Here is a 19,230-nt window from a genome sequence, read left to right as displayed (position 1 = left end):
AGCCATTTCAAAACAAAACTTAGAGTGCCCATGTCATGACAATCCCTGAGAGGATCCCCACCAATCTTCGCACACTTCTGATCCTTGAAATTCTGGGAAAAAGTGACCGAGCAATGACCGCAACAGAGATCAATGAATCCTTACAATTGCCGAAACAGACCGTGCACCGTCTTTGCGCAACGCTTGAGGAGAACGGCTTTCTCACCCGGCGCGGCACATCGCGTCGGTATCAAGTTGCACGACGCCTGCGGGAAATGGGCGCTGGTCTGCTCTACAACTCAAGAGACCATTTGTTTCGCCATCAGATTCTTAAAGACGTTGCGCGCACCGTCGGCGAAAGCGTGAACTATGTGGTCCCGCAAGATACAGGAATGACGTATCTGGATCGTGTAGAGACCGACTGGGCTTTCCGCATTCAGCTTCCGATCGGCACCCAAGTACCGTTCCACTGCTCCGCGAGTGGCAAGTGCTTTCTCGCAAGCCTGGGGCCCACCGCGCGTAAAAAGATGGTTGCGTCACTTAAACTGGACGCGCGCACCAGTGCGACCCATGTGTCTCCAGAAGATCTCCTAGCAGAGCTTGCACAGATCACCCGAGACGGCTTTGCCTTGGACCGCGAAGAGTTCATGGAAGGAATGGTGGCAATTGCTGTGCCAGTGACCGATTCACGTGGACGGTTCTTTGCAGCACTTGCCTTTCACGGCCCGAAACCCCGAATGACGTTGACAGACGCAATGTCACAAGTGGAGTTTTTACAAACCTCGGCGCAACGGCTGGGTGATGCGCTGTTTGAGCAGGAGATCCTGCCTTAGAAATGCACATGCCCGGAAGAGAAACACTTCGTTTCCGCGTTTCCAAGATAAAAACGATCCCTCCAAAACCCCAACATTGTCCGGCCCCTGCCCTCTTCCTGCCCGATTTCACCGGCATATCTAGTCTCCAAGGAAGACATTAGAGGATCAAAACATGGATCGCCTGACCGAAATGGAAGCATTCGCCACTGTGGTGGATCAGGGGGGATTTACAGATGCCGCACGAAAGATGGGCATCTCAAAATCTGCCGTTTCCAAACATGTGTCCTCGCTAGAGGCCCGTCTGGGCGCACGCCTACTCAACCGAACAACACGCCGCGTGTCGCCAACCGAAATTGGCCTAGCCTATTACGACCGTGCCCGCCGCGTTCTCAATGACGCAGGGGAAGCAGACGCACTGGTCACGTCCATGCAGTCCGCACCGTCCGGTTTGCTGCGCATCTCCGTGGCCACCGACTTTGGCGTGAACCACCTATCACCTGTGTTGGGGGACTTCTTAAGCGAGTTCCCAGACATCACAGTGAATATGGTGCTGAACAACCGGTATGTGGAGCTGATCTCCGAAGGCTTTGACATGGCCATTCGAATTGGGGAGCTGGAAGACAGCACCCTACGGGCCCGCAAGCTGACCGAGACCACCAAACGCATGATCGCCTCCCCGGGCTATTTTGAGAAATACGGTCGCCCAGAGAAGATTGACGACCTGAACCACCATAAGCTGCTGCACTACTCGAGCCAGTCCAATGGCGCGGTGTGGAAGCTGACCGCCCCATCCGGTGAGAAGCGCCAAGTGCGCACCGCTGGCTGGCTGTCGGTAAATGACGGACAATCCTTGCTGAACGCCGCACAAGCGGGTCTTGGCATCGCGTATCTGCCAAGCTTCCTCTATGCTGACGCGCTGGAACAGGGTTTGGTTGAAGAAGCCATTCCGGATCTGCCGGTTGAGACACAAGGCATCTATGCCGTCTACCCGCCCGGACGCTTCACCCAGCCAAAGGTCCGCGCGTTCATTGACTTCCTGGTGCACGCCTTTGCTGAAAAAGGCCCCACCGAATGGTGAATTTGATTTTTCCCCTGGCTTTCTAAGAGAAAGCACCTTGGCCCGGCAGTTTTGTCCGGGCCTTCTTTTTTGCGGAAAAGGAAAAAGGGCGCCTCTGGCGCCCCTTCGCGTTTCTCATTGCGATAAAGCTTAAAGCGTGGCCGCGAGGCGTGTGCCTTGATTAATGGCGCGTTTGGCATCGAGTTCAGCCGCCACATCTGCCCCACCAATCACGTGGCAAGTCACACCTTCCGCTTCCAGCGCGTCCGCCAAACTCCGGTCGCTGACCTGACCGGCGCAGATCACTACATTGTCCACAGGCAACACCCGCGGATTTTCCCGCGCTTCGCCAAAGGAGATGTGCAGACCATCGTCGTCGATCTTCTCGTAGTTCACCCCGCCAAGCATCTCGACATTTTTCATTTTCAAAGCGGCACGGTGAATCCATCCGGTGGTTTTGCCCAGACCTTTGCCCAGCGCCTTGGCTTTCCGCTGCATCAACGTGACCTGACGCGCCGCAGGATGGGGCTGCGGGCCTTCCGGTGCCAAGCCACCGCGATGGCAGGCTGGATCGGTGACCCCCCATTCCGCCATCCACTCTGGCAGGTTTTCGGTCAGGCTCTCGCCCTCATGCACAAGGAACTCCGAGACATCAAAACCAATGCCTCCTGCCCCAATAACTGCAACCTTTTTGCCAACTGGTTTCTTATCACGCAACACATCGAGGTAAGACAACACTTCAGGGCGGTCCTGCCCTGGTATGCCCGGATCGCGCGGAACGATACCGGAAGCGATGATGACATCGTCGTAGCCCGCAAGAGTGTTTGCTGTTGCTTCGGTATTTAGTTGCACCTCGATGTCCAGCGCCGCGACCATCGATTCATACCAATCAACCAGCCCCCAGAATTCTTCTTTTCCGGGAATTTGCTTGGCCACATTTAGCTGTCCACCAAGTTTGTCTGCCCGATCAATCAGAGTGACTTTGAGGCCGCGTTGCGCCGCAGTTATTGCAGCGGACAAACCTGCCGGGCCCGCACCGACAACCGCGATTTTCTTAGCCGCTTTTGCGGCAGGAATATCCAGTTCGGTTTCATGGCAGGCCCGCGGATTTACCAGACAGGAGGTGAGTTTGCCGCCAAAGGTGTGGTCGAGACAAGCTTGATTGCAGCCGATGCATGGGGCGATTTGTTTTGCATTGCCGTTGGCGGCTTTATTCACAAAATCAGCGTCGGCCAGGAACGGACGCGCCATTGAGATCATGTCGGCACAGCCTTCGGCGAGCACATCTTCTGCCACTTCAGGCGTGTTGATGCGGTTGGAGGTGATCACAGGGATTCCCACTTTGCCCATCAGTTTTTTGGTGACCCAAGCAAACGCGCGACGAGGCACAGAGGTGGCGATGGTGGGGATGCGCGCTTCGTGCCATCCAATACCAGTGTTGATAATTGTGGCACCGGCTTTCTCGACCTCTTGCGCCAGTTGCACCACCTCGTCGTGGGTGGAGCCGTTTGGCACCAGATCAATCATCGACAGGCGGTAGATGATGATAAAGTCTTCCCCCACGGCTTCGCGACAGCGACGCACCACTTCGATGGGCAGGCGGATGCGGTTTTCGTAAGAGCCGCCCCAGCGATCTGTGCGCTTGTTCACGTGTGTGACAATGAATTGATTGAGGAAGTAGCCTTCCGAGCCCATGATCTCGACACCGTCGTATCCGGCCTCGCGGGCGCGCACTGTGGCAGTGACAAAATCTTGAATTTGTTTCTCAATTCCATCTTCATCCAACTCCTTTGGTGGAAAGGGAGAGATCGGAGACTTGATGGCGGAGGACGACACGCACTCTGGTCCATAGGCATAGCGACCGGCGTGCAAAATCTGCATGGCGATCTTGCCGCCGCCAGCGTGGACGCGGTCTGTTACGATCTTGTGGTTGGCGATGTCCTCGTCTGTGAAGAGGCCAGCGGCACCTGGAAACACGCCACCTTCGCGGCTTGGAGCCATGCCGCCGGTGACAATCAAGGCGACGCCGCCGCGGGCGCGTTCGCCGTAGAATTCCGCCACACGGTTCCAGTCTTTGGTTTCCTCAAGTCCGGTGTGCATGGAGCCCATAAGGACGCGATTTTTCAAGGTGGTAAAGCCCAGATCAAGCGGGGCGAGCATGTGCGGATATTGGGTCATAGGTGCCTCCAAAGGTGCCTCCTCAGTTGAGTTGACCAAAACGTAAAGCAACGCATTTGTCACGCCCGACGCGGCGTCAAACTGGTTAGAACTCCCGCGTGCCGTTGCGTCGGATTTTGGCCTGTTAACCTCAGGAATCCGACGTCGGTATCATGTCGGTAACACGACGGTTTTGTCTCGGACCATGATTTGTGTTCACAGAAAACCTTACCACAAGGTGCGACACTGTTGCCGGGCAGATCATATGTCAGAGAAGCCGCCACCACGGCCTTTCCCCGCCACAAAGCTGGCTGCGCCTTTCTGACCTTCAGCGACAAAGCTCTCAAACGACGCCCATTCACGATGTAAAGCGGCCGCCAGTTTAATGCCGCTCGGGCGTGCAGATAAGAAATCAGCCCGCATGCAGTTTTGTGGAAACCGCGTTAGACTATCGGCCAAGATCAGCGCTTCTTCCATGGCGTGGCCTTCGGGGCAAAGACGATCCACCAAACCAATACGATGCGCTTCGTCACCGGACACTGGACGCCCTGTCAGAATGAGATCATTTGCGCGACCTTGTCCAAGAATGCGCGGCAATCGTACGGTGCCGCCGTCAATCAGTGGCACGCCCCAGCGGCGACAGAAAACACCCATCACCGCGGTCGTCGATGCAACCCGCATGTCACACCATGCCGCCAGCTCAAGCCCCCCCGCCACAGCATGGCCTTCAACTGCCGCAATCACAGGTTTAGACAACATCAGGCGCGATGGTCCCATCGGGCCAAGGATGGGCTGCGCCTGAGCGTCCTGCCAATTGGCGGGGATTGCCACAGTGTCTTGCCAATCGCTCCCAAGAATGTTGGCCGCTGCTTTCAAATCAAACCCCGCACAGAAGCCCGCTTGGCCACCGGTTAGGATCGCCACATCCACAGAGTCATCTGTCTCAAAATCCATGAAGGCATCAAACAACAGCCGCGCCGTTTCGGGGTTCACAGCGTTGCGCACAGCAGGGCGGTTGATGCTCACTACCCTGACTCGACCTCTGGTTTGAACCATAACCGACATGAGACGCCTCCTTAGATCACAGACCGCACCTTGATATGCAAAGCAAGAAAGACACGGCGTCGCTTGACCCGCAAGGGGCCGCAGCCTATGCCGCCCCTATGGAACAGCTTGAAGAAAAGATTGCCCATCTGACTCGCACTGTCGAGGAGTTGAGTGACGTTGTCGCCCGTCAGGACACAGAAATCGCGCTTTTGACCCGGCGCGTGCAGATGTTGATGGAACGAGAAGCCGGTCGCGAGAAAGACGGCGGCGGCGGTATTGTGGTAGGTGACGAACGTCCGCCACATTATTGAGCGCACAACACCCCGCACAGTATCGCGCAAGGGGCAACGCCCCTTCCCATCAACGATGTGGTGTCGCCAAGAAGTTTTTGGCCAAATGAAGCCGAGAGCAGTTTCTTCCCCAGAGCGGCTGAGATAGCTTATCGGGATGACCAACGCACCTCGATTCATCCACCTCCGCACCCACACCGAATACTCTCTGCTAGAGGGGGCGGTGCGCTGTAAAAAGCTGCCCGGCATGTGTGCCGATATGGGCATGCCAGCTGTGGCGATCACCGACACCAATAGCTTGTTTGCGGCGCTGGAGTTCTCGGTCACCGCTCAAGGCGCGGGCATTCAGCCCATCGTTGGCTGTCAGGTTGACATGCGGATGCCGCACGACGACCCATCTGGCCGCACGTTACCACCAAAACCAGCCCCCATTGTGCTGCTGTCCCAGCGCGAAGAGGGCTACGAGAACCTGATGAAACTGTCGTCCTGCCTGTACGTGGACAATGGTGGGCAGGTACCGCAGGTCACGCTCGAAGAATTGGCAGAGCGCTCTGCCGGCTTGATCTGTCTGACCGGTGGACCAGATGGCCCAATGGGGCGGATGATGCGCGATGGGCAGCATGAGACTGCCCAAGCCATGATGACACGCCTAAAGCAAATTTTTGGCGACCGGCTGTACGTCGAGTTGCAGCGGCACCCCGGCGAGAACGGCTTGCCCGAAGCGGAACAGCTGACCGAACGCGGGTTCATTGAAATGGCCTATGCCATGGACCTGCCATTGGTGGCGACCAATGACGTCTATTTCCCGGCCACCGAAATGTATGAGGCACATGACGCGCTGATCTGTATCTCTGAGGGCGCTTATGTCGATCAGCAGGACGGGCGGCGGCGTTTGACGCCTCAGCACTATTTCAAATCTCAAGAAGAGATGATCACACTGTTTGCTGATCTGCCAGAGGCGATTGAAAACACCGTTGAGATTGCCAGACGCTGTGCCTTTGCCACCTATCTGCGCGATCCAATTTTGCCTAAGTTTGCCGACGACGAGGTTTCCGAACTGCGCCGAATAGCAAATGAGGGCCTGCAAAACCGATTGGCCGTGATCCCCCATGCGGTGTCCGTAGAGGAATACCAGGAACGGCTTGATTTTGAGTTGGGCATCATTGAGGGCATGGGGTTCCCGGGCTACTTTTTGATTGTTGCGGACTTCATCCAGTGGAGCAAAGACAACGACATTCCGGTTGGTCCAGGCCGGGGCTCCGGGGCGGGCTCGCTGGTGGCCTATGCGCTGACCATCACCGACTTGGACCCGTTGCGTTATTCCCTGTTGTTTGAACGTTTTCTAAACCCGGAACGGGTGTCGATGCCTGACTTTGACATCGACTTCTGCATGGATCGCCGGGAAGAGGTGATCAAGTTTGTGCAGCAGAAATACGGCCGCGACAAGGTGGGGCAGATCATCACCTTTGGTGCGCTGCTGTCCAAAGCCGCCGTACGCGACATTGGACGGGTGTTGCAGATGCCGTATGGCCAAGTCGACCGGTTGTCCAAGCTGATCCCGGTCGAAGGCGTGAAACCGATGTCGATTGCGGATTCTTTGAAAGAAGAACCGCGTCTGCGCGAAGAAGCCAAAAACGAAGAGGTGGTGGACCGATTGCTGACCTATGGGCAGCAGGTGGAGGGGCTTTTGCGGAACGCCTCGACCCACGCGGCGGGTGTGGTGATTGGCGACCGGCCCTTGGATGCGCTGGTGCCACTTTATCAGGATCCGCGCTCCGACATGCCAGCCACCCAGTTCAACATGAAATGGGTGGAACAGGCGGGGCTGGTGAAGTTTGACTTCTTGGGCCTGAAAACCCTGACCGTCATTCAGAACGCGATTGAACAAATCCACAGTTCAAACCGACCGCTGCATGTGGCCGCCGATGGCACGCAGCTGTATGAGCCAGCAGAGGGTGCGGAGAACCAGATCAACGCCATCCCGCTGGATGATGAGCCGACCTATAAGCTATATTCCGCGGCCAAAACCGTGGCGGTGTTCCAGGTGGAATCCACCGGCATGATGGACGCGCTGAAGCGTATGAAGCCCAACTGCATCGAGGATATTGTTGCGCTTGTGGCGCTCTACCGTCCGGGGCCGATGGAGAACATCCCAACCTATTGTGAGGTGAAAAACGGGCTCAAAGAGATCGAGTCGGTGCACCCGCTGATTGACCACATTCTGGAAGAAACACAGGGTATCATCGTTTATCAGGAACAGGTGATGCAGATTGCGCAAGTCATGGCGGGCTATTCGCTTGGCGGCGCGGACCTGTTGCGCCGGGCGATGGGTAAGAAGATCAAAGAGGCGATGGACGCGGAGCGTCCGAAGTTTGAGAAAGGCGCCGCCGAGAACGGGGTTCCGGCGAAGAAAGCCAGCGAGGTGTTTGACCTTCTGGAGAAGTTTGCGAACTACGGCTTTAACAAATCGCACGCGGCGGCCTATGCGGTGGTGAGTTACCAGACCGCATGGCTGAAAGCGAACCATCCGGTGGAGTTTATGGCCGGCGTGATGAACTGCGATATTCACCTGACCGATAAGTTGGCGGTGTATTTTGAAGAAGTGAAGAAGGCGCTGAAACTGCCTTATGTGCCGCCTTGTGTGAACCGCTCGGATGCGACGTTTAAGGTGGTGGATGGCGCGCTGGTCTATGCGCTTGGCGCGTTGAAAAACGTTGGTTTGGAAGCGATGAAGCTGGTGACCGAGGGGCGCAAGGTGCACGGTGTGGACAAGCCGTTTGCCACGCTGTTTGACATGGCCCGCCGGGTGGATCTGAAAAAGGTGGGCAAGCGGCCTTTGGAGATGCTGGCGCGGTCCGGGGGGTTTGATCAGCTGGATGGCAACCGGCGGCGGGTGATGGAAAGTCTGGATGGGCTGGTGAACTACTCCGCTGCAATTCATGAACAGAAGAGTTCCAATCAGGTGTCGCTGTTTGGCGAAGCTGGGGACGATTTGCCGGAGCCACGGCTGTCACCAGCCGGAGATTGGCTGCAGGCGGAGCGGCTCGATGAGGAGGCCAAAGCGATTGGGTTCTTCCTGTCGGGTCACCCGCTTGAGGACTTTATGGCGCCGCTGAAGCGCAAGAACGTGCTGACATTGGATGAGCTGACCGACAAGGCGCGCGGCGGGCCGTGCATTGCCAAACTCGCCGGGCGGGTTTCCGGGCGGCAGGAGCGGAAATCGGCGCGGGGGAACCGGTTTGCCTTTGCGCAGCTGTCTGATCCAACAGGGGCTTATGAGGTCACAATCTTTTCGGACACGCTGGAGAAATGCCGCGAGCATCTCGAGACCGGTTCCAAGGTGGTGGTGACCGTGAAAGCGGAGATGGAGAGCGATCAGCTCAAGCTGTTGGCGCAATCCATGACGCCAGTGGAGACCATTGTTGCGGATGCGGGCAACACGGGGCTGAAAATCTATCTGGATGATGCCAGTGCGGTGGGGCCGGTGGCCAATATCCTTGAGGGCGCAAAAGAGACCATGAAGAACTTGCCCAAGGGGCCGATCTGGTTCTGCCTGACCAATATGGAACTGCCCGGCGAGGTGGAGATTGATGCGGGTGTGGGCTTCCCGGTGAACCCCCAAATCAAAAGCGCGCTGAAGTCTGTTGAAGGCGTGATGGCGGTTGAGGAAATTTAAGGCGCGGGCGGCGTGGCACCGCCCTGCCCCTTTTGATCTAGGTGGATTTGGTCAGCTGTAGAAATACATCTTCCAGATCAGCCTGCTCTGTTTTCACATCAGCAATGGCGATGCCCGCAGCTCGTACCGCGCCAAGCACATCCTCCGCTGAGGTTTCGCGCGCCTGATAGGTCAGCGCGATGCGGCCGTCACCGCGGCGCGTGACCTCGATACCGGGCGCGGATGGCAATGTCTCCACCGGCGCAACCGGATCAATCACCATACATTTGCTGTCCACCTGTCCCAGCAGGTTTGCGGTGCTGTCCCGCGCGACCACCTCGCCGTGGTTGATGATGGCAATCTCATCACACATCTCCTCCGCCTCTTCGAGGTAGTGGGTAGTCAGGATCACGGTCACGCCGCGTTCCTCATTCAGGCGACGAATGTTGGACCACAGCATCTGGCGCAGTTCAATATCCACACCAGCGGTGGGCTCATCCAGAACCAATACCTGCGGTTGGTGCACCAGCGCTTTGCCAAGCAGCAACCGGCGCTGCATGCCACCGGAAAGTGTGCGGGCGTAAGCCTCAGCTTTGTCTGACAGGCCCACCATGCGCAGGATGTCGTCACTTTGGCGCTGGTGTTTGGGCACGCCGTAAAGACCAGCCTGTACTTCCAGCGCACCGCGCGGCGTGAAGAATGGATCAAGATTCAATTCTTGGGGCATCACACCGATCGCGGCGCGGGATTGGCGGGGGTTTTCATCCTGATCAAAGCCCCAGATTTTCACGGTACCGGACGACTTGTTCACAAGACCCGCCATGATGTTGATCATGGTCGATTTGCCCGCACCGTTGGGCCCAAGCAGGCCAAAAATCTTGCCTGCAGGCACCGTCAGATCGACGCCTTTGAGTGCGTGTTTGGCGGGGGTGCCGCGGCCACCTTTGTAGGTCTTTTGCAACCCTCGAATTTCAATCGCGTTGTTGGTCATGGCCACTCTTGCTCCCCGCTGCGCAATGCCTATTATTCGCCCTAATCAATGCGGATGTGAAGCTCAACCACAGCCGACAGAAAACACCGCCATCGGAGGGCACCTCCGAAGCCAAAAAGGACATCGCAGATGACAATTGACGCCCCAGAAACCAAGATTGTGGACAGCTACCGAGTGTCTTGTGACGGCGGTGAGGGCGGCCACCCGCGCGTGTACCTGCAAATCCCAAATGAGCACGGCTGGGTGGAGTGCCCGTATTGTGACTGCAAGTTCATCCACGAGGATTTCAAAGACAAGGTGGCTTGAGGGTCGCCATTGGATTGAGAGATTGGGAAGACCGTCCGGTGGGGCGGTTTTTTTTGTTGGGGGGGACAGTTCACGCGCCTGCAGAGAATGTCCGCAATGAGCCCAAATCGCTGAAGGCGGTACGAGGAACGAACGGCTGATTTTCGGAAAACTCCACCTCACACCCATTCAAGGCAGTGCCAAGATGCGCACCAAGACAGATGAGTAGAAATTCAAGTTTCTGCCTGCGGAGCAACGCCCGGCACTTTGAGAAACAGGTCAAAAATGATCTGATTGCTCAAGCTCTAAGAACGAGCAGATGGTCCACTGAATGACTATATGCGGTCCGCCAGTATATTGAGCAGCATCAGGTGATCTGCATCGAATTTTCGGATACCTTCTGCTAGCTTTTCGGTTCCCATGGCATTTTGGTTCATGTCCCAGCGGAAGTCCTCTTCTGAGATTGCAACAGGCGTTCGTTTACTGCCGTCGACAGGCAACAAGGCGCGGTCAACGATACTGGTGTCATCCGCCAGCTCAGTAAGGAGATCAGGAGAGATCGTGAGCCTATCGCAACCCGCCAGAGCTTTGATCTGGCCAATGTGGCGGAACGATGCGCCCATCACAACTGTTTCGATCCCATGCTCTTTGAAATAGGTATAGATTTCACGGACAGATTTGACGCCTGGGTCCTCTTCGGGTGCGTATTCAGAAACACCTTCGGCTTTTTTGTACCAATCCGTGATCCGGCCCACAAACGGCGAAATCAAAAATGCGCCAGCATCTGCACATGCCTTGGCTTGCTCTAAGGTAAATAGCAGCGTGAGGTTACAGTTGATCCCTTCGCGCTCTAACACTTCAGCTGCGCGAATACCTTCCCAAGTTGAGGCAAGCTTGATCAGGATGCGACCCTTTGAAACTCCGCGCTTGGCATAGTCCTCAACAATCGCATGCGCCCTACGCACTGAGGCATCGACGTCAAACGACAATCGTGCGTCGACCTCAGTTGAAACACGGCCCGGCACCAAAGTTGTCAGGTTCGCACCGATGGACACGGTCAGCGTGTCACACAGGGCCGCAGCATCCATGGACGCACTACGTGCCGCTGAAATTTCCTGCTCAATAAGATCTTGTGAGTCTGGACTGTTCAATGCGGCAAGCACAAGGGACGGGTTGGTTGTGCAATCTAGAGGCTTGTGCTTTTTCACAAGGCCGGCGTCACCAGTATCGGCGACAATCATAGTCATCTGTTCAAGCTGTTGGAGTGCGCTAATCAAAGGAACCATCTTTCGTATAAGATTTCAGTATTCTGGGACACAAGGAGAGAAAAGGCAGACTTTGGGGACATTTCCCTACTGGCCTCAAACGAAGCTGGCCTCGACTTTTTTGTGTGCCTGCCGAGCGATATTCTCGGGTGTCAGCCCAAACTTTGCATATAGCTCTTTGTCGCTAGCCGACGCGCCAAACTCCGCAACGCCGAGAACATCCTCTTCGCTGTTTACATATCGCGTCCAACCGAAGGTGCTGGCCGCTTCTACGGCGATACGTGGCACATCTCCCAGCACGCTATCTCGGTAGTCTTTCCCTTGGCGATCAAACAAAGACCAGCATGGTAAGGACACAACTGCGGCGTGGACGCCACGTTCAGCCAGTATCTTCGCCGCTTCGACCGCAAGCGTCACTTCGGTGCCGGTTGCGATGAGTGTGACATCACGCGGCGCATCCGGTTTAACAAGAACGTAGCCTCCTTTGGATGTCAGATTTTCAGTGCTTTGCCTCAACCGAACTTGCGCAACCCCCTGTCGAGAAAAGGCAAAGAGCGACGGGCCGTTTGCTGTCATTGCGGCCTCATAGGCTTCGATCGTCTCTATGACGTCAGCCGGACGGAAAACATGGAGACCTGGAATGGCACGCAAGCTGGCCAAATGTTCGACAGGTTGGTGGGTCGGCCCGTCTTCACCAAGCCCGATGGAATCGTGTGTCATCACGAAAAGTGTCTTGGCTTTCATCAAAGCCGCAAGCCGGATCGCGTTGCGCATATAGTCAGAGAAGACGAGGAACGTTCCACCATAGGGTATGATCCCCCCGTGAAGCGCCAAGCCGTTCATGGCAGCGGCCATCGCGAATTCGCGCACACCATAATTGACGTAACGCCCACTCGCAGCAGCAGAAAAGACTGTGTCTGTCGCAGATGTTTTTGTCAGATTTGAGCCAGTCAAATCAGCCGATCCGCCGATCATTTCCGGCATCTTTTCTGTGAATACCTCAAGAGCAAGCTGACTGGCTTTTCGCGTTGCGAGCGTCTTGGGTTCTAAGAAATAGAAGTGCTTCGTTTTCTCAAGAGCATCGTGAAGGCCCATAGGCAGGTCACCCTGCATACGGCGCGCATAGTCTTTCGCAACGTCGGCCTTGAGTTTCGAGATGCGTGCCTGCCAGGCCTTATGTGCTGCTGCGCCTTGCGCTCCGAACGTGCGCCAGGCTTTCAAATGCTCGGCAGGGATTTCGAATGGTTTGGGTGGCAACCCAAGCGCGCCTTTGGCCGCAGCCGCTTCTTCGCCTCCAAGCTTGGATCCGTGAATACCTGACGTTCCTGATTTCGTCGGCGCACCATAGCCAATTGTGGTGCGCAGGATCACCAATGACGGCTTGGAGACTTCGGCTTTCGCAGACGATAGAGCCTCGTTAATTTCAGCATGGGTATGCCCGCAGGCTTCCAAGACGTGCCACCCAATAGCCTTGAATTTGGCTGCGGTATCTTCTGTGAACGAGATTGCAGTGCTGCCATCAATTGTGATTTGGTTGCTATCGTAAAGCACGTTCAGGTGTCCCAAACCAAGATGCCCCGCAAGGGATGCGGCCTCTTGTCCGACACCTTCCATTAAGCACCCATCGCCTGCGAACACCCAAGTTCTGTGGTTGCAAACATCAGAACCGAACTCGTCGCGAAGACGTTGTTCCGCGAGCGCCAAGCCGACAGACATGCCAAGCCCTTGACCAAGTGGGCCGGTCGTTACCTCGATACCGGGGGTATGCCCGACTTCTGGGTGGCCGGGTGTAATCGACCCGCTCTTTCGAAACGCCTTGATATCATCCAGTTCAACCCCCGGCACGCCCGTCAAGTAGAGCAGCGAATAGTGAAGAATGGAGGCATGACCGTTCGAGAGAACAACTCTGTCACGATCATGCCAGTCAGGGGAGGTCCCTAAAAATTTGAGATGGTTCGCATAAAGAACGGTTGCGATATCGGCCATTCCCATCGCAGCACCGGGGTGACCATGCCCAGCCGTTTCAACGGCGTCGATCGCAAGGCCACGGATTACATTTGCGAGTGGCTCCAGATTTTTTGAAAGATTGGTCATCTGATAAAACGTCCTGTTAAAGCTTCGTCGTCACGCTCGAAAAGCGCGCTATTGAATGTTTTTCACAGCTGGATAAGCGGTACGGAACGCTTGATATGCGTCTGCGAATGCTGCGGTAAGGTCGGAATTCGGCTGCATAACAAAACCCGTTTCAGGGGCGGCGACAATGTCGCTGGGCGATGCACCGGTGGCCGCGATCATCGCCAGACGCGCCGCACCAAGGGCGGCGCCGAACTCTCGCCCTGTTGGAATCTTAAGTGGCACATCAAGCACTGTAGCCAAAAGGTTCAGCCAGTAGCCCGACGCGCTTCCCCCACCAATGGCCGTCAGAGCGTCAATTTTCGCGCCTGTCGATTTGAGCGCGTCGAGTGAATCTTTCAGGCCGAAACTGACGCCCTCTATGACCGCACGCGTAAGTTCCTCTTTGTCACTATTCATCGACAGACCTGTGAAGGCTCCGCGAATGCGGGCGTCATTGTGTGGCGTGCGCTCTCCTGACAGATATGGCAGGAACCGCACATCTCCCGGCGCTTTGAGGTCCGTACCGAGCGCCTTTGTCAGATCCGCGGGCGGTGTCGCCATGATGCGCGAGAGCCAATTCAAACTGTCAGTCGCAGATAGCATCACGCCCATCTGATACCACTGGTCGGGCACGGCGTGACAAAACGTATGCAGAGCTGTGTCTGGCGCAGGGTTAAAACTGTCTCGTGCAGCGAGAACAACGCCTGAGGTGCCCAAGGACACAAATCCGTCGCCTTCGCGCAGCGCCCCTATTCCACAGGCGGCGGCGGCGTTGTCTCCCGCTCCGCCACAGACGACAACTTCTCCGGTCAGGCCCCATCGGCTTTTCAGTTCGGACCGCAAAACACCCGCTGTCTCGCTGCCTTCTACCAAGTTCGGCATTTGGTCCAGAGACATCGTACTTGCTTTCAACAAAAGATCCGACCAAGCGCGTTGTTTGACATCCAGCCAAGACGTGCCTGAGCTGTCGGACCTATCGGCCACATATTCGCCGGTAAGATGATAGTTGAGGTAAGCGGCAGGCAGCAGCACTTTGGCCACTTTTTCAAAGGTTTCGGATTCATTATTTTTGACCCAAACAAGTTTGGGTGCCGTAAATCCGGGAAAGACAATATTGGCAGAAAGTTCTCTTACTTCAGTGGTCTGATCGAGTTCAGCGGCCTCGGCTTCAGATCGTGTGTCATTCCAAAGTATACAAGGTCGCAAAACATCGCCAGCATCATCTAAAAGCGTTGCACCATGCATGTGCCCAGCGACGCCAATGCCGCGCAATGCCTTGAAGGCTGCGCTGTGGTTGGAGCTCAACTTCGCGACAACCTCGTCTAGTGCAGCAAGCCAGTCAGACGGGTCTTGCTCAGACCATCCAGAAGCAGGATTGGATACCGCATAGTAGCTTTCCGCGGAGCCAATAGGGGCGCCGTCGGCATCAACCAACAAAGCCCGCAAGCCAGACGTACCAAGGTCAACCCCAAGATAACTCATATGATACTCCGCAGTTTATGGTGCCGTTGTCGTTCAGTCGGTGGTGGGCGGATTGAGTGGCTCAGCGAGCGAAACCTTTTATTGTTTCTGCGCCAGCGGCGCTGATGTCTCATGCCGCACGCCCCCCAGTCAGAGCGATTGGTCGGAGTGCCCGACCAATCTGTTGGTACATTAAGGGATCATTGCTTAAGCAAAGACCGCCCCGTTGTCGCGTCAAACAGATGCGAGGTGTTCTGACGGATCTGGAACAAAACATGCTCGTCCTCAGACGGCCTTTGCCGTGCAGCAACGAGAGCATGAAGGTGAACACTGCCGACCCTGAAGCTGACAAGAGCCTGATCGCCATGATATTCAATCAAGTCGCATTCACCGGCCAAAGTCCGATCAGTGACTTCACTGACTGCCTCGAAATCACTTGGCCGCACACCCAGCGTGACTTGCTGCCCAACTGAGACATCGAAGCGCGACGAATCGAATGTTAACTTCACACCTTCGCCGACCACGAACCATTCTGTGCCGGACTGCTCGACCTTCAATTCTATGAAGTTCATAGCCGGCGTGCCGATGAAGCTCGCAACAAAGCGCGAAACCGGGCGCTCGTATATTTCTTCAGGACTTCCGACCTGCTCAATTTGACCGTCTTTCATCAAGACGATGCGATCGGCGAGTGTCATGGCTTCCATCTGGTCATGAGTCACGTAGACGGTCGTTGTGCGCAGCTTCTTGTGTAGCCGCGCGATCTCTTCACGCATTGTTGCACGTAGTTTTGCGTCAAGGTTGGACAAAGGTTCATCAAAGAGGAACACGTCAGGCGTTTTGATCATAGCACGTGCAATGGCGACACGCTGCTGCTGACCACCAGACAGTTCCGTGGGCTTTCGGTCCAGATAGGGCCCCAAACCCAAGACCGATGTCACGTCCTCGGTTCGTGATTTGATTTCGTGTTCAGGCACCTTGATGCGACGCAGTCCGAACGCGATGTTGTCACGGATCGTCATATGCGGATAGAGCGCATAGTTCTGGAACACCATCGCGATGCCACGATCCCGCGGTTCAAGATCATTAACAACCTTGCCGCCAATCATGAGTTGGCCGCCGGTGATTTCCTCAAGGCCAGCCAACATGCGCAGCATCGTTGATTTCCCGCAACCAGACGGGCCTAGGAAGACGATGAACTCATGGTCTTCCACATGCAGGCTGAAGTCGGGAACAACCTCGACCGCACCATAGTTTTTCTTTATATTTTGGCACACGATCTCAGCCATAACTTAGTCTCCTGAAACTGCAATTTTGATTTGCAGTTTAATATCAGTGGGCAAGCCTTTTGCGGCTCGTTCAAACGCCTCGATGCTCTGGTCGAAAGAAAAAGTCTCCGAAATCAGAGGCTTCAAATCGACCTTGCCGGAGGCGATCAGCTCCAGCGCGCGATCAAAGACGTTGGCATAGCGAAACACGGTTTCGATACGGATTTCCCGCGCGATTGCCGCGTTCAAATCGAATGGGATTTCACTGGGCGGCATGCCGACCATAACCAGGCATCCACCGGGTCGCACGGCGCGCACCGCATCGTTCAACACGCTAGGCGCGCCGCTCGCCTCGAACACAACATCGGCGCCCCAGCCCGACGTGTGTTCGTCGACAGCAGCTTGGAGTGTACCTTCAGCGACGTTGACCGGAATAACGCCGTCATACCGAACAGCGATTTCAAGTTTTTCTGCGCTGACATCAGAGATAATCACTTTGCTACACCCACCCGCAAGTGCAGCCAAAGCGACCATGATCCCGATGGTTCCGCAGCCAGTGACGACTGCAACATCGCCGGGAGTGATCTTTGCCCGTGCGGCAGCCTGCATGCCGATCGCAAATGGTTCGACCATCGCACCTTCGGCGAAGCTGACTGCGTCAGGCAACCGGTATGTGAAGGCGGCGGGATGCACTACTTCATTTGTCAAGATACCGTGGTCTGGTGGCGTCGCCCAGAAGGTCACCGCGGGGTCAACATTGTAGATCCCTAGCTTTGAAGCGCGGGATGTTGGATCGGGGACCCCTGGCTCCATACAGACACGGTCTCCAACCTCGAGGTGTTTAACAGCACCGCCAACCTCAATGACTGTCCCTGCCCCTTCGTGGCCAAGGACCATAGGGTCCTTGACGACAAAATCGCCAATCCGGCCGTGTGTGTAATAATGGACATCGCTCCCGCAGACACCAACTGTATCGATTGCAATCTTTACGTCGTTGGCTCCAACCGTATCGGGAAGATCGATGTCTCTGATCGACAGCTCTCCGACCCGCTCTAAAACAAGTGCTTTCATGGTGATAACTTTCTACCGATTTTTCTGGGCGAAGGAGCGGTTCAGGAAACTGCTCAGGAGGCCGAGGAGCAAAAGAGGTGGGATGCTGAGTAAAACAACAGCGGCGTTCAGGATGCCCCAGGGCACGTTCAGGCCCTGTTGCGACATTTCGGATGCCACGATCGGAAGTGTTTTTGCGTCACTTGTCGTGAGCATCAGGGCGAGCATGAACTCGTTCCAGACCAGCACAAAACTGAAGGCCAGCGCGCCAAGGAGCGATTTCATTGCAACGGGCAGAGCCACTTTCGCAAACACCGCATAGGGTCCATAACCATCGACACGTGCGGCCTCTTCTATCTCCTTGGGAACCTGCTGGAATCCCGGGATCGACAGCCAAATCGTGATGGAGATCGTGATCAGCGAATAGGTGATGATCATCGACCAGCGGGTGTCATACATGCCGAGGTTCAGCCAAATCACCATGAACGGGATCGCGACTGCGACCGGGGGCAAGAACCGCAGCGACAGGACAAAGAACTGGATCTCTTGTGTAATCCGGTTCGGGTTCCGCGCAATGGCGTAGGCCGCCGGCAGCCCGAGAACCAGCCCCAGCCCCACCGCGGACAGGCAGATGATGAGCGAGTTATAGAGTGCGCCGAAAACGCTCTGCCGGCTCAATACATAAGTGATGTTCTCAAAGGTCGGGTCGAAGAAGAACTGCGGCACAGGCGTGAGCAGGTCTGCGTTGACTTTGAAGGCATTCATCAAGGTCCAGAGCAAGGGAACCAGGACGCAAGCCGCACAGAACACCAGAAGGGATTTCCCGAGAAAACGCGTGATCATTTATTCACCCTTTTCCAGATGATTGTGAAGGTAATGATCGTCGTCAACAGCATGATCACGGCGATACTGGAGGCATAGCCAATCTTCCCAGCTTCGATGAAGCCTTGGGAAAAGGCGTACATATCCAGGGTTTCGGTCGCGATACCCGGGCCACCGCGTGTCATGACGTAGATCAGGTCAAAGGAACGCAACGACTCAATTGCTTTCACCAACGCCAGACTGATCAACGGCGCTTTCAGCATCGGGATCGTCACATAGAAGTGGATCTGCCACGGCTTGGCGTTGTCCAGACGGGCCGCTTCGATCGGTTGAGGTGGCAGAGATTCCAGGAGTTTCACGATAATGACGGCGAAGAAGAATCCCCACTGCCAGACGTCGACAAAGCCAACAACCATCAGCGCGGTTGTCGGGTCCGCGAGCAAGTCCAGAGGTTGGCCTGTGATTGCCCGATAGGGATAGGTCACGATGCCGTACAGCGGGTGAAAGGCAAACTTCCAGACGAAAGCCGCACAAACCCGGGGCAACAAGACGGGGATCAAAAAGATCAGACAATAGAGGTTTCGCATCTTTGGAGATGCGCATTCGAACATCAAGACACCTAGCCCGACCGCCATGATCATCGTCGTTGTGACAGTCATGATCTCCCACTTCAAAGAAACGTATGCAGAGTTTACGAAGCGACGGTCGCTCAGCAGGTCGATGTAGTTCTCGAAGCCGATGTAGTTTGAGCTGCTCGAGAACAGAGTTCTGTCAGTGAATGACACATTCAACGCGTAAATCGTTGGTGTCAGTGCAAGAATTGCAAGCAATGCAACTGTCGGTATCAGGAATGTATATGGCAGTGAACTGCGGCGGTTCATTTCGCCCCCCTTCATGTGCTCCCAGGATTTCAAAAATCTAATCGTGTACGCTTGCCCGGGTAACCTCGCAGCTACCCGGGTGGCACTGCAGACGT

15 protein-coding genes are annotated in these 19,230 nt (G+C 55.8%); 5 read left to right on the top strand and 10 right to left on the bottom strand.

What is annotated here, in order from left to right; translation table 11 throughout:
- Positions 1–35 precede the first annotated feature (35 nt).
- Positions 36–812 (top strand): IclR family transcriptional regulator, encoded by a 777-nt coding sequence (locus QOL67_RS09615; RefSeq protein ID WP_283425756.1) that lies wholly within the window; start codon positions 36–38, stop codon positions 810–812.
- 154 nt (positions 813–966) lie between these two features.
- Positions 967–1,872 (top strand): LysR family transcriptional regulator, encoded by a 906-nt coding sequence (locus QOL67_RS09610; RefSeq protein WP_283425755.1) that lies wholly within the window; start codon positions 967–969, stop codon positions 1,870–1,872.
- Positions 1,873–2,001: 129 nt separating this feature from the next.
- Here QOL67_RS09610 and QOL67_RS09605 read toward each other — a convergent pair whose 3' ends face one another.
- Together QOL67_RS09605 and QOL67_RS09600 are read right to left on the bottom strand one after the other, a co-directional pair.
- Complete coding sequence (locus QOL67_RS09605) at positions 2,002–4,029, bottom strand: FAD-dependent oxidoreductase (protein ID WP_283425754.1); 2,028 nt, start codon at positions 4,027–4,029, stop codon at positions 2,002–2,004.
- A gap of 240 nt (positions 4,030–4,269) precedes the next feature.
- Positions 4,270–5,073 (bottom strand): crotonase/enoyl-CoA hydratase family protein, encoded by an 804-nt coding sequence (locus QOL67_RS09600; RefSeq protein WP_283425753.1) that lies wholly within the window; start codon positions 5,071–5,073, stop codon positions 4,270–4,272.
- A gap of 98 nt (positions 5,074–5,171) precedes the next feature.
- Between QOL67_RS09600 and QOL67_RS09595 the strand changes: the two genes are divergently transcribed.
- Both QOL67_RS09595 and dnaE read left to right on the top strand, forming a co-directional pair.
- A complete protein-coding gene (locus tag QOL67_RS09595) occupies positions 5,172–5,366 on the top strand; it encodes a SlyX family protein (protein ID WP_164644425.1) in 195 nt (64 codons plus the stop codon).
- Positions 5,367–5,502: 136 nt separating this feature from the next.
- Positions 5,503–9,021 (top strand): DNA polymerase III subunit alpha, encoded by a 3,519-nt coding sequence (gene dnaE / locus QOL67_RS09590; protein WP_283425752.1) that lies wholly within the window; start codon positions 5,503–5,505, stop codon positions 9,019–9,021.
- A 37-nt stretch (positions 9,022–9,058) separates the two neighbouring features.
- Here the strand turns inward: dnaE and QOL67_RS09585 are convergent, their stop codons facing one another.
- On the bottom strand, positions 9,059–9,991 hold the full coding sequence (locus tag QOL67_RS09585; RefSeq protein WP_283425751.1) for an ABC transporter ATP-binding protein: 933 nt from the start codon (positions 9,989–9,991) through the stop codon (positions 9,059–9,061).
- A gap of 129 nt (positions 9,992–10,120) precedes the next feature.
- On the opposite strand from QOL67_RS09585, the gene QOL67_RS09580 reads away from it, so the two are divergent.
- The gene (locus QOL67_RS09580) at positions 10,121–10,297 is read left to right on the top strand and encodes a zinc-finger domain-containing protein (protein WP_283425750.1); all 177 of its coding nucleotides are present in this window, start codon (positions 10,121–10,123) and stop codon (positions 10,295–10,297) included.
- Between the two features lie 314 nt (positions 10,298–10,611).
- On the opposite strand, the gene tal is transcribed toward QOL67_RS09580, so the two are convergent.
- The 7 genes from tal to QOL67_RS09545 all read right to left on the bottom strand — a co-directional run bounded on the left by tal (position 10,612) and on the right by QOL67_RS09545 (position 19,135).
- Positions 10,612–11,562 (bottom strand): transaldolase, encoded by a 951-nt coding sequence (gene tal / locus QOL67_RS09575; protein WP_283425749.1) that lies wholly within the window; start codon positions 11,560–11,562, stop codon positions 10,612–10,614.
- Between the two features lie 75 nt (positions 11,563–11,637).
- Positions 11,638–13,635 (bottom strand): transketolase, encoded by a 1,998-nt coding sequence (gene tkt / locus QOL67_RS09570; RefSeq protein WP_283425748.1) that lies wholly within the window; start codon positions 13,633–13,635, stop codon positions 11,638–11,640.
- A 48-nt stretch (positions 13,636–13,683) separates the two neighbouring features.
- The gene (xylB, locus tag QOL67_RS09565; protein ID WP_283425747.1) at positions 13,684–15,138 is read right to left on the bottom strand and encodes a xylulokinase; all 1,455 of its coding nucleotides are present in this window, start codon (positions 15,136–15,138) and stop codon (positions 13,684–13,686) included.
- A gap of 179 nt (positions 15,139–15,317) precedes the next feature.
- Positions 15,318–16,403, bottom strand: coding sequence for an ABC transporter ATP-binding protein (locus QOL67_RS09560; protein ID WP_283425746.1), 1,086 nt, complete (start codon positions 16,401–16,403; stop codon positions 15,318–15,320).
- A 3-nt stretch (positions 16,404–16,406) separates the two neighbouring features.
- Entirely contained in the window at positions 16,407–17,453 is a 1,047-nt protein-coding gene (locus QOL67_RS09555) for an NAD(P)-dependent alcohol dehydrogenase (protein ID WP_283425745.1), read from the bottom strand.
- 12 nt (positions 17,454–17,465) lie between these two features.
- Positions 17,466–18,275, bottom strand: a complete 810-nt coding sequence (locus QOL67_RS09550; protein ID WP_283425744.1) for a carbohydrate ABC transporter permease — start codon at positions 18,273–18,275, stop codon at positions 17,466–17,468.
- Entirely contained in the window at positions 18,272–19,135 is an 864-nt protein-coding gene (locus QOL67_RS09545; protein ID WP_283425743.1) for a carbohydrate ABC transporter permease, read from the bottom strand. Before QOL67_RS09545 ends, QOL67_RS09550 begins: the two co-directional genes overlap by 4 nt.
- Between the last annotated feature and the right edge of the window lie 95 nt (positions 19,136–19,230).

The sequence above is a fragment of the Shimia sagamensis genome, from assembly GCF_900182745.1.
Lineage (GTDB): Bacteria > Pseudomonadota > Alphaproteobacteria > Rhodobacterales > Rhodobacteraceae > Shimia > Shimia sagamensis.
This window is presented reverse-complemented; position numbering and strand designations above follow the sequence as displayed.